The organism is Chitinophaga sp. RCC_12, assembly GCF_041360695.1.
Lineage (GTDB): Bacteria > Bacteroidota > Bacteroidia > Chitinophagales > Chitinophagaceae > Chitinophaga.
In genome coordinates this window covers 44,481-56,433 of sequence record NZ_JBFUPS010000014.1, presented here as the reverse complement: position 1 = coordinate 56,433, position 11,953 = coordinate 44,481, and the positions used below count along the sequence as shown (strand labels likewise).

Here is an 11,953-nt window from a genome sequence, read left to right as displayed (position 1 = left end):
TTTACGTTTATTCAAAGGCTGGTCCATCCTTCGGGAATTACTCCCGTCCGGAATTGGTTAACCGCGTTGTGCGCCAACCGTGTGGGTTCGGGTAAACGATAGCCTTTTATGCATTGCATAAGGATTTCCACGCTGCCTGGAATATCTGTCAGATGACCGGGTGACACGAAAATAGGCGCCACATTGGTTTTACTCCGCAGTACATAACCCAGTTGTTGTCCCTGTTTATCCGTTAGCGGCGTCCGGCTGCCTCTCTCCATACCAGGTTCTTCATACACACCAAACAGCTTTTTCTTGGCGCTGCCAATGGTGGGTTGTTGTGTAAGCACTCCGAAATGACTGGCGATGCCCATACGGCGGGGATGTGCAATACCATGACCATCCACCACCAGGATATCCGGTTTTACGGGCAGTTGTACCCAGGCATCCAGCAGGGCGAGAACTTCCCGGAAGGCGAGGAAACCGGGAACATAAGGGAACAACACTTCTTTTTTTACAAGACTGTAGCCAACCGGTTTTAGCGATGGAAATTCCATCATTACAATACCAGCATATACAGTAGTACTGAATTTATTGAAAGAAATATCTGCTCCGGCCACATAGTTTATAGGGCCGTTGTACGGTGTTATTTTTACGGAGTCACGTAATTCCTTTTGTATAACGGTGGCTTCCGGAACGGTGAGTTCATTGTAATTGATCATGGATTCAGCTATTTGATCTGCTCAGAAAAGGGTTAACTGATCGCCGCCTTTGGGCGCAGGAGGTTTTACGGCTTTCCCGAAAACGGTTCTGCCACCATATTTCCACGAATCGCGGCGTTCCTGTTCTATCACGTTCTCAAAATTGCTATTCGGTTCAAAATCTTTTTCAATCTGTTGAGAAAGCGCCGACAGTTTTTTGATGGCATCCTTCTTATCCGATTCCCCGATCTTAGCTTTGTGCAGCGCTTCTTTCAGGGTGTGAATGGTTTCATCATAAATGCGGGTGGGCACCGGGAAAGGGTGACCATCTTTTCCGCCGTGTGCAAACGAAAAGCGGGCGGGATCCTCAAACCGGGAAGGGGTGCCATGAATCACTTCGCTCACCAGTGTAAGCGATTGCAGCGTTCTAGGGCCAACGCCTTCCAGCATCAACAGTGCTTCAAAATCCGCAGGGTTGGTATCATGCGCCAGGGCGAGCACGCTACCAAGCCTTTTCAGGTTCACGTTTTCCGCTCTCACATCATGATGGGAGGGCATTACAAGATTACGTATTTCGGGCAGCAGGTGCACCGGTTTTTCTTTTGTAAGCTGAAGGATGCCGCTTTTGGTAGCACCGGCCTGTAAGTCGGTAAGGTTAAGTATCCTGCCCTGGTTGCGCCCATAAATAAAAGTATGCGGCGCTTCTGTATACGACTGAAAGGCGGATGAATGCCAGTGATAGCGACGGGCCATACTGCTGGCATCATTCATTCCCTGTTGCACTACCGCCCATTCGCCGTCATCTGATAAAATGAAGGAATGCAGGTATAGCTGGAAGCCATCCTGAACAGCGGTATTATCTACTTTGGCGGTGAGCTTGCTGCTATACACGAGCTGGTCGCCGGGTAAGCCGGTTTTGTTGGCAATGGCGGTGAGTTCAGCAGGTGTTTGTTTACTGTAGCGACCTTTGCCACCGCAGATATAGATACCCAGTTCAGCAGAACGGGGATTGATCGCTTTTTTCAGCGCGCCCATTACGCTGGTGGTAATTCCTGATGAATGCCAGTCCATGCCCAGCACACAGCCCAGCGCCTGGAACCAGCAGGGATCGCTGAGCCGTTTAATCACTTCTCCTTTACCGTAGTCGGTCACAATAGCCTCTACAATAGCGCCGCCCAGAAGGCTCATCCGCTTGGCCAGCCAGGGTGGAACCTGGCCGTAATGTAAAGGCAGATCTGCATATGATGGCATAATACTCAATTAAAAATCTTACGATGGGTTTGCCTGTATCTCGTATTGGGAGATAAATGGGTTCGTCAGCAGGAAGTTATCAAACTGCTCCATACTTTCTTTGCTGCCCCTGACTGCGTAATTGACTTCCACAATATGTTCCTTTCTCACGACCATCATTCTTTTATGCTTCAGTTTAAAATCGTGTAGGATATTTTCAACATCCATATGTGGAAATTTTTCTTCATGAAAAAAAATTGTGTAATAACGTTTAACATTTATATCCGCAATTTTTCTTTCTACAAACTCCAGTGAAACCAATACGATCAGCGCACCGGCAAGGGCTGAAACGGCCAGCCAGTACTGGCTCATACCAACGGCCATACCAATAGCGGCAGCAATCCATATAGATGCCGCAGTAGTAATTCCATCTATTGTATAATCGCCTTTAAAAATAACGCCTGCACCAATGAAACCCACGCCGGTAAGGATATTGGAGGCTACGCGATCTGCTGAATGAGGATATCCCAACTCTGCAGATAGGATGGTGAATACAGTGCTGCTCATGCATATGAGGGTCATGGTCCGCATACCGGCAGCCTTTCGTTTATACTCTCTTTCAAGACCCAGCAATGCACCCATCACCAACGCTATCAACACTTTCAGTATCTGGTCTTCTTCTATGATATGCAATACATCTTTCATCGTCTCAAAATATATACTTACAAATGTACGTGTTGGCACAATTCTTTCCTTTATCAATTGTAACAGGATATTGAACTGTTTGCTTTAATGCCTGTTACGAATGAGATTTATCACCATAAAAAAGACCAACATGGAAGCCTTTTTCTATAAATCATGTGTAGTCCTCTGTTTAACCGGAATGTTGAGCATTTTCCTGTTTGCCTGTAACAGTTCCAAAGAGGCCAGCCGTGAAGCCGATTCCGCTGCGGTATCTATGCCTGCGGTAGACAGTACCAGTGTTATACCTGTAGACACTACCAAAACCAAACCGGATTCAACCCGGCAGTAAGCTGTTACGCTTGTTTAGGGACAACGCTTTGTTAACTGATAAATGAATTACCTCACCCTTAAACATTCAGTTTATGAAAGTAACACACATGCTCATGCTGGCAGGTATATCGGCTGTAATGCTCGCTGCATGCGGAAACGGCAATAAGTCCGGAACCGATTCAACGGTAAATACAATGGATACAGCCGGTATGATACAGCAAGACACCGTGCCCGGCGCACAGATGCCTCCAGGGGCTATTAACCCAGGAGAAGATTCTTCCCGTTTTGGAACCGGTGCCGCAGATTCATCCAAAAACGCGCCACGGCCTTAACCGTACATATAATGCCTCTGGTATTTGTTTTTCCGGCAAGGGAAAGGCAATCCCCGGAGGCATTATAAATTTTATCCCGCTTTTTGCAATATATTTGGATACGTTTCGTCTACCTCTATTAATAAAGACTATATCCGAATGCAAAACGACACCACACCCCCGGCACCAAAGCAACCCATAAAGGTAGCCGCTCTGAAAAAAACATTCCGCCTGTTCCGTTATGTAAAACCCTACTGGCCTGAGTTTTCTCTAGGTTTTATTTTCCTCCTGGTTTCCAGTTTAGCCGGCCTGGCCTTTCCGAAATTGCTGGGCAACCTGGTAGATCCGAAAAGTAATGAATACCTGTTTAACGGTATGAACAAAGCCGGCGTATTGCTGATTGGCGTACTGATAGCACAGGCTATTTTCTCTTTTTTTCGCGTTGTATTATTCGTTAATGTAACAGAAAAAACGCTGGCCACGCTTCGTCAAACTATTTATAGTCACCTGATTCGCCTGCCGATGAAATTTTTCCTGGAAAGAAGGGTGGGTGAGCTTAGTAGCCGTATTTCCTCAGATATTTCTTTATTACAGGAAACTTTTACGACTACCCTGGCGGAATTTATCCGGCAGATGATCATCATCATTGGAGGCGTGGTTATTTTACTGGTCACCTCGCCTCATCTGACCATCTTTATGCTGGCCATTTTGCCGCTGATGATGGTAGTCGCCGTGGTTTTCGGCAAATTTATCCGCCGCTTTTCCAAACAGGTGCAGGAACAGGTAGCAGCTTCCAACACAGTAGTGGAGGAAACATTGCAGGGTGTTTTGAACGTGAAGGCTTTTGCAAATGAATTTTTTGAAATTGCGCGCTACCGTCAACGCACCAATGAAGCCGCCAGGCTGGGTATGAAAAGCGGGAAATTCCGCGGCGCCTTTTCTTCCTTTATTATCATGGGTATTTTTGGCGCATTGGTAGCAGTGATCTGGAGGGGCGTTTCCATCGGGATGCCTACTTCCGACCTCCTGTCATTTGTGTTGTATTCCCTGTTTATCGGCGGTTCCATCGCGGGTTTGGCGGAAGTATATACCAACCTGCAGAAGAGCATCGGCGCTACCGAACACCTGCTGGAAATACTGGATGAACCGGCGGAAGATATCAGCCAGGTAACGGCTATTGCGCCGGAAAACCAGCTGGACGGCCAGATCAGCTTCCGCAATGTGTCCTTTCATTATTCTTCCCGCCCGGACCTTACCATTATGAACGATGTATCGTTTGATGTGTATGCCGATCAGAAAGTGGCGTTGGTAGGCCCCAGCGGTGCGGGGAAAAGCACCATCGTGTCCTTGCTGTTACGCCTGTACGATCCGGTAAACGGCAGCATCCTGTTTGATGGCAAGGAAAGCACTGCCTTTCCGCTGTCGCAGCTCCGCTCGCAAATGGCGGTAGTGCCCCAGGACGTTTTCCTTTTTGGTGGCACCATCGCAGAAAACATTGCCTACGGCAAGCCCGGCGCCACACCCGAAGAAATGGAGGAAGCCGCGAAAAAAGCCAATGCCTGGGAATTCATACAGCGGTTCCCGTTAGGTCTTCAAACGGTAGTAGGGGAAAGAGGCATTCAACTCTCCGGCGGACAGCGCCAACGTATTGCTATTGCTAGGGCGGTATTGAAAAATCCCCGCATCCTGATACTGGACGAAGCTACTTCCGCATTGGATTCCGAATCGGAAAAACTGGTGCAGGACGCGCTGGACAAGCTGATGGAAGGCCGCACATCAATCGTAATTGCGCACCGCCTGGCCACCGTACGCCAGGCCGACAAAATAATCGTGCTTGACAAAGGCCACATCGTAGAAGAAGGCACCCACAGCGAATTAATAGGCCTGGACGGCCTATACCGGACACTGAGCGATATGCAGTTTGCGAGCTAACGCGCGCGGATTTTGTCTTGGCTCAGGATTACGCTGATTATACTGATTACCTGGATTTTTACTTTTGGATTTTTTTAGATTTTTTGATTTTTCTTAAATAATAATTAAGGGAGATAAGAGCGAATATATCCGCTTCTATCTCCCTTAATCCTTTATAAAATCAAAAAGTAAAAATCCAGGTAATCAGTATAATCAGCGTAATCCTGAGTAAGACAAAATCCGCGACGATCCCCGCTACATGTAGGGTCTCATTTCCTCGTCGATGTCTTTACGCAGGTCCATTAGTTTTTTGGCATAGCCTTCCATGCTGATTTCGTTGGCTGTTTGTGGCGTCCACTTGGGTACGGGTACAGTTTTGCCGTGATCATCCACAGCTGCAAAAACCATGACGCAGTGCGTGGTTTTGGATTTCTGTTGCTGACGGGGATTGCCTGCAAATACATCAATAGAAATATGCATGCTGGTATTGCCGGTATAAATGATTTTAGCATCTATTTCCACCAGGTCGCCGATGGCGATGGGTTTAAAAAAACGGATACCCCCTACATATACTGTAACGGCGTATTGCCCGCTCCAATTGGCAGCACAGGTATAACCTGCCTGGTCAATCCACTTCATAACAGAGCCGCCATGTACTTTCCCGCCGAAGTTTACGTCTGATGGCTCCGCAAGGAACCGCAGGGTAATAGTGTGATAAATAGAATCCATAAGTGTTGTTTGCAACGACAAAATACGAATTAAAAATTATCACCTCCACCCATTTCTCCATTGTTGTTTTCTTTGGACTTGTTATTCTTTCTTTTAAAAAGATGCGTGTCCATTTTACCAAAGCGCCAGGTAGCATTGAGCCTCAGCTCCCGGGTGGCACGTTTGCGGTAATTTTCCTGCTCGGAAAAGCTGGTCGTGGTATAGGTAAGATTGCGATCGGTATTGAATATATCTGCAATCCCCAGGGAAATAGACAACGCTTTGTTTTTAAGGAGGTCTTTTTTAATGGCGGCATCGGCCGACCATTTAGGTTCTCTTTCGCCCTGTGGCAGGATTTGTTTGGATTCATATTCGGCACTGACCTGGAGCGTGAGGTTCCACGGCAGCTTGGTGTTGCTGTTCAATTTACCAAACCAGGTAAGGCCCTGGTTGGAGAGATTGCTGCCATTGCTGGTGGCGTCGATCTTTGTCTGTGCCAGGTTTACGTTGGTGGTCAGGTCCCATATTTCTGTGAGCTGGCTTCTCAGCGTAAATTCCGCACCATATGAGTTCCGGGTGCTGGCATTAATAGGATAGGAGAGCAATACGTGCTGGTCCTGCCCATTCAGGTTCAGGGTAGTATCCACATAAAAATCAGTGATAGCGTTGTTGGTATTGCGGTAGTATAAGGATACCAGCAGGTTGTGTTTATGCGCAATATCTTTCAGGTAAGACAATTCAAAGGAGTTGGTGAACTCCGGTTTCAGCTGCGGATTACCGGTGCTGGCGCTTTGCCCGCTGTAGTCGATGGTTGGCAGCAGATCACGGAACCAGGGCCGGCGAATCCGGCGGCTATAGTTCAGTTGCAGCTCATGATCGCCTTTAAATTTCTGCGATAGGAAAATGCTCGGGAACAGGCTGATCGGATAATTGATCTTATAGGAAGATTTCTCTCCCAGTCTTGTTTCTCCGTCATAGTTCGATTGTTCCGCCCTTAAGCCAACCTGGTAGCCGAAATTATCTTTGGCGCCGGTGTAGCTTACATAACCCGCATTGATCTGTTCCTGGTAATGATAGCTATTGGAGAGCGCAGTATCCAGTGAGAAATCGCCGGAAGGATAATTCTGCCCGTAGGTATTGGTGAAATTATCAAACTTGCGGGTGTTGCTGCGCAGCCCCATTTCAATTTTGGATTTTTCTGTCAGCGGTTTTACATAATCCACCTGCGCAGTAATATATTTAGTAGTTCCTTCTCCGCTGCCATAGCGCAATTCAGGCTTTTTAGGATCATAGATCGGTTGCCCGGAGAGATCAAAATACTGCAGGGAGTAATTGGAACTGTTGTCGCCGGTGGCGTAGTTATAGGTGAAATCTGCGGTTAGCTCTTCACCTTCTTTGGCAAACGTATGCTTGTAACCCAGCTGGGTAGTATAGTTACGGAATCCGTTCAGCGTATTGTTGATACCTGTACCATAGCGTACTTTTTGTTGCTTGTCGTCCAGTTCATTCAGTATTTGATTATTGTACCGGTTGAAATTACCGCCGGTAATGTTTTCAGATATGGTGATGGTGTTGCGGTTATCGATAAACCAATCGAACCCGATGCGGCCGGTCTGGAATTTCCGGTAGAAGTCACCATCTTCCAGTTGCTCTGTATACGAGGTGGTATCAGCGCCCAGGTTCTTACGGAAAAGGCGGCTGGTCATGGGAGATTTGCGGTTACGGAAATTATAATTAATAAAGAAGTTGAACTTCTCCTGGCGCAGGTTGAAGTCGATACCGCCATTGGTGCTGCCGAGGGAAGTAACACCGGCATTTACGGCGCCGTTGATCCCTGCTTTCTTATTTTTCTTCAATACAATGTTGAGGATTCCGCTCATTCCTTCCGCATCATACTTGGCAGAAGGATTAGTTACCACTTCGATATTCTGGATGGCATCGGCGGGGATCTGGTCCAATGTGAGGGTAGAGGGGCGTCCGTCAATAAAAATGGTGGGAGCGCCGTTGCGCACGGTTACATTTCCGTCGATGTCTACATTCACGGAAGGGACCTGTTTTAATACATCGGTGGCAGTACCGCCGATACTGGCGAGGTTCTTCTCTACATTAAATACTCTTTTATCAATGGCCATTGTAAAGGCCGGTTTCTCGCCTACTACATTCACGGCGGCGAGTGATTTTATATTCGCCTTCAGCTTGATGTTACCAATGTCTAAGCTGCTGGTTTTAGCCGACAGCACCGCTGATTTATATATGGTTTCGTAACCGATGAAATTAATCTTCAGGATATATTTATTCAGTGCAATATTTTCGAAACTGAAGTCCCCGTTGGTTTTGGAGAGCATACCTGTCTGCACGGAGGAGTCGGGACGCAGCAACGCTACAGATGCGTACTCAATAGGTTTGCCGGTTTGTGCGTCCAGCAATTTGCCGTAGATAACGCCCGTACTGGCGGGGGCGGCCTTTCCACCCGGTTGTTGCGCCACAGCAGTAATACAAAACAATAACAGCCAGCCTGTAATTAACGATACAATTTTTCTCATAATAGCTTCCAACAATTTATAGCCCTGTAAAATTACCTTTTATGAATGAAGAATTGCCTGTTTTTAGGATGAAAGGTTGGTTGGAACCCTTTACAGTCCACTGTTTCAACTACAGAATTGTGCAGAATCCCTTGTGGTAGCCGGTTATAGAAAATATGCAGAGAAAATACCACAAGTGTTAATTAGTGTTAAGCCTGGTTTGTAACCGGTGTAATTGAGTGGAGGCCAACGCATAGCATACGCTAAATTTTGTGGATAAAAAAGAGGTCAATACAAGTTTATCGTTTCCATTGTATTACAGAGCAACGTATCTTTACAGCCAGCTGTTGCGTTATTTTAATTTTTTTATATGCATAAGGATTACCGACCGGACTGGGATATTTATACGTGCCATATTGAAGAAAGTCCAGCAGTAATAGGCCTTGACCTTGATCTGAGACGATTTGCACCATTAAAGGAAAAGCCGAATGCCATATATATAACAGTGTATCTTAACAATCCACGTGAGGACGGATTCCCGCAGAATGATGAATTTGCCGTCATGGGTGAAATTGAGGATAGTTTGGTGGAGCAACTGCAAACCAAACTGGATGCGCATTTTGTAGGCCGCACTTTTTCAAATGGCGTACGTGATTTTTACTTTTATTCAGGCACCACTTTGCTGCATGATAAATTCATTGCGGATGCAATGATTAATTTTCCTGATTACCGTTACGACTACGGCGTAAAGGAAGATAATAACTGGGAGCTATATTTTGATTTTCTCTTTCCTGATGTGTACGAGTTTCAGCGCATTCAAAACAGGAAGGTACTCCGTATGCTGCGCCAGCATGGGGATGCGTCAGAAAAGGAACGTATCATTGAGCATTGGATTCACTTCAGAACAGAAGAAGATAAAATTGCTTACTGGGAGCACATCAAGGAAAATGGTTTTGCGCTGGCCCGGGAAGAGAAAACAGATAATCCGGAATTCCCTTATAAATTATGTATTTCCCGCTCGGACAAAGCCAGTGAAGCCACCATCGACAGTGTGGTAATGAGCCTTTGGGAACTGGCCCAGCAGGTAAATGCAGAGTATGATGGCTGGGAAACCAGCATCATGAAGTAGTTGCGGATGTTGTCTGACTCAGGATTACGCTGATTATACTGATTAGTTTGATTTTTACTTTTGGATTTTATAACTGATTTTAAAAGAGTGGAGGCAGTATCCTCCTTATCTTCCAAATCTAAGTTGATCAAATCAATAAAATCAGCATAATCAACGTAATCCGGCTCCAAGACAATTTACAACCGCCGAAGGCGGTTCAATTCCTATTTCCGCAGCAGTCCTGTCAGTAAAGAAATAGCAAATAACACCAGGAAAATGTAAAACAGGATCTTGGCGATAGATGCTGCTCCGGCGGCGATGCCTCCGAAACCAAATACTGCTGCGATAATAGCGACGATAAAAAAGATGAGTGCCCAGCGTAACATAACTAAAACTTTAAGGTGAACAATAATATCTGTAACACTTTTCCAGGTAATCCGTTCAATTTTACACAATTATCATTCCGGTAAGTACAATAATTGCAGTTGCTGCTATTTCATTTTTTTTCGATATACTTGTTACCTGCTGCTAGAATTGAGGAATTATTTCAAAATATGGCCTACACTAACTGTCTTATGCTGGCTGATTGGCCTGCATAGTCCTGTCTGTTTATACGCAGAAGGCCAACAGTCACCGCTCGCAGCGGACACTGTCCCCCATAAAAGTAGTGGCCTCTTCAAAAAAATCGGGGAATACCGCGATTCCATGCGTAATAAAGAGTACCGGCAATCGCTCATAAAACGCATTACCAAACAGGATGTTCAGGCACATTCCAATGATAACGACAGCACCATCATCAAAAGTGAGGCGTATTTTACCCCCTTTGCGGGCAAAGTGATCAGAAATATCTACTATAGGAAAGTAAAGGTTTTTGGTCCGCGGAATATCAATGATACCACTTTCACCACCAGCATGAAGCTGATCCATCTGGCCAACCGGATGCACTACGATTCCAGGGAATGGGTGATCCGGCAGTCCTTGTTCTTCCGGGAAAATCAGCCCCTGGATCCCTTTGAAATGGCCGATAACGAACGTTACCTGCGTAACCGGCCTTTTATACAGGATGCCCGTTTATATGTAAAAAATAACGACGGCGATTCAATCGATGTGGAAGTAGTTACAAAAGATCTCTTTGAATATGGCGTAGACATCTCGCAGTTCAGTGCAAAAGATATCAGGGCCAGCGTATCCAACAACGACCTGTTTGGCGCCGGGCAGGGACTCCGGGTCGGAATGCAGTGGCGCTCCGATTATTCTCCCACCTGGAACACGGAAGTAAGGTACACGAAATATAACCTCCTGGGATCTTTTATAGATGTGAGCCTGGGCTATACTACCCTGAATAATTATGCCCAGCTGGATACCAACGCCTTTGAAGGAGCTGTATTTATTAATTTGAACAAACCGTTGTACCGCAACTCCGCCAAACTGGTGGGCGGTTTTGCATTGTCGAAGAACTGGTCCATTAATATCCGGGGTTCATTACCCGAAAACGGCGACAGCATTTACCGCGACTATGTTTACGCTGTAATAGATGGTTGGATCGGTTATAACTTTATCAATAATTATAAACACGACGGCACCATCGGGAAGAAGCCCAACTTCGCGGTGCTGGCCAGGCACTATAATTTATCCTTTCAGCGAAAGCCGGATCAGATGCGGTATAAAGATGATCCCGTTTATAATAACCACCGCCTGTACCTGTTAGAACTACAGGCTTACCGCATTGATTATTTTAAAGCCCACTACTTTTTCGGTTTTGGCCGTACAGAAGATATTCCCCTGGGATATAACATCAGCGCCACCAGCGGCTGGGAAAGCTGGAAGGACCGGCGGAGGATCTACACCGGTATTGAAGCGCAGAAATTCTGGACCACCAGGAACCAGGGCCTCTTTAATTCTACTATCGGGCTGAGTACTTTCTGGCTTAATAATGCCTGGGAAGACGGCGTAATACATGCCCGCCTTGAATATTACAGCCGGTTGCTGAATATCCGGAAATCACGGTTCCGGCAGTTTCTGAACGCCGACTACCTCAACAGCCCGAATCCGTTTTTTAATAAGCCCCTCAACATTAATATGGAATACGGCATCTGGGGGTATAAAAATACCATGATCAACGGCTATCAGCGCCTGAACCTGGGCTCGGAAACCGTATACTATAGTCCCCTGAAATTCCTCGGCTTCAAATTTAATTTCTTTACTGCGCTCCAGGCATCCATGATCACCAATAAAAGTGATGACCTGCTTCGCAACCCGGTTTACCTCGGACTGGGAGGCGGTTTCCGGGTACGTAATGAAAACCTCTCCTTGAACACCATTAAAGTTTCCGGCTATTATTATCCCAATGCGCCGGCCCCCATGAAAAAGCTGATGCTGGAAATTACCACCATCGTTGATTTCCGCTTTGATGTATCTGCACTGCGTGCGCCTACGGTGCTGAACTTCCGCTAAAATCATGCGGAGGAA

At 46.3% G+C, this 11,953-nt stretch carries 11 protein-coding genes; 5 read left to right on the top strand and 6 right to left on the bottom strand.

Annotated elements, in window-relative coordinates; translation table 11 throughout:
* Window positions 1–11 precede the first annotated feature (11 nt).
* Genes nfi through AB6805_RS29830 form a run of 3 tightly spaced genes read right to left on the bottom strand, consistent with a single transcriptional unit; the run spans window position 12 to window position 2,615 of the window.
* On the bottom strand, window positions 12–701 hold the full coding sequence (gene nfi / locus AB6805_RS29840) for a deoxyribonuclease V (protein WP_370913097.1): 690 nt from the start codon (window positions 699–701) through the stop codon (window positions 12–14).
* A 21-nt stretch (window positions 702–722) separates the two neighbouring features.
* Window positions 723–1,931, bottom strand: coding sequence for a DUF763 domain-containing protein (locus AB6805_RS29835; protein ID WP_370913096.1), 1,209 nt, complete (start codon window positions 1,929–1,931; stop codon window positions 723–725).
* Window positions 1,932–1,949: 18 nt separating this feature from the next.
* Window positions 1,950–2,615, bottom strand: a complete 666-nt coding sequence (locus tag AB6805_RS29830; RefSeq protein ID WP_370913095.1) for an MgtC/SapB family protein — start codon at window positions 2,613–2,615, stop codon at window positions 1,950–1,952.
* A 130-nt stretch (window positions 2,616–2,745) separates the two neighbouring features.
* Here AB6805_RS29830 and AB6805_RS29825 point away from each other — a divergent pair, with 130 nt between their 5' ends.
* The 3 genes from AB6805_RS29825 to AB6805_RS29815 all read left to right on the top strand — a co-directional run bounded on the left by AB6805_RS29825 (window position 2,746) and on the right by AB6805_RS29815 (window position 5,167).
* Window positions 2,746–2,943 (top strand): hypothetical protein, encoded by a 198-nt coding sequence (locus tag AB6805_RS29825; protein ID WP_370913094.1) that lies wholly within the window; start codon window positions 2,746–2,748, stop codon window positions 2,941–2,943.
* Between the two features lie 73 nt (window positions 2,944–3,016).
* Window positions 3,017–3,256, top strand: a complete 240-nt coding sequence (locus AB6805_RS29820) for a hypothetical protein (RefSeq protein WP_370913093.1) — start codon at window positions 3,017–3,019, stop codon at window positions 3,254–3,256.
* A gap of 138 nt (window positions 3,257–3,394) precedes the next feature.
* The gene (locus AB6805_RS29815; RefSeq protein WP_370913092.1) at window positions 3,395–5,167 is read left to right on the top strand and encodes an ABC transporter ATP-binding protein; all 1,773 of its coding nucleotides are present in this window, start codon (window positions 3,395–3,397) and stop codon (window positions 5,165–5,167) included.
* Between the two features lie 234 nt (window positions 5,168–5,401).
* Here the strand turns inward: AB6805_RS29815 and AB6805_RS29810 are convergent, their stop codons facing one another.
* Both AB6805_RS29810 and AB6805_RS29805 read right to left on the bottom strand, forming a co-directional pair.
* Entirely contained in the window at window positions 5,402–5,875 is a 474-nt protein-coding gene (locus tag AB6805_RS29810) for an acyl-CoA thioesterase (RefSeq protein WP_370913091.1), read from the bottom strand.
* Between the two features lie 29 nt (window positions 5,876–5,904).
* Entirely contained in the window at window positions 5,905–8,397 is a 2,493-nt protein-coding gene (locus tag AB6805_RS29805) for a TonB-dependent receptor domain-containing protein (RefSeq protein ID WP_370913090.1), read from the bottom strand.
* 349 nt (window positions 8,398–8,746) lie between these two features.
* Here AB6805_RS29805 and AB6805_RS29800 point away from each other — a divergent pair, with 349 nt between their 5' ends.
* Entirely contained in the window at window positions 8,747–9,505 is a 759-nt protein-coding gene (locus AB6805_RS29800; RefSeq protein WP_370913089.1) for a DUF695 domain-containing protein, read from the top strand.
* Window positions 9,506–9,708: 203 nt separating this feature from the next.
* Here the strand turns inward: AB6805_RS29800 and AB6805_RS29795 are convergent, their stop codons facing one another.
* Window positions 9,709–9,870 (bottom strand): DUF1328 domain-containing protein, encoded by a 162-nt coding sequence (locus AB6805_RS29795; RefSeq protein WP_079471907.1) that lies wholly within the window; start codon window positions 9,868–9,870, stop codon window positions 9,709–9,711.
* Window positions 9,871–10,189: 319 nt separating this feature from the next.
* Here AB6805_RS29795 and AB6805_RS29790 point away from each other — a divergent pair, with 319 nt between their 5' ends.
* A complete protein-coding gene (locus tag AB6805_RS29790; RefSeq protein ID WP_370913088.1) occupies window positions 10,190–11,938 on the top strand; it encodes a hypothetical protein in 1,749 nt (582 codons plus the stop codon).
* Window positions 11,939–11,953: the final 15 nt, after the last annotated feature.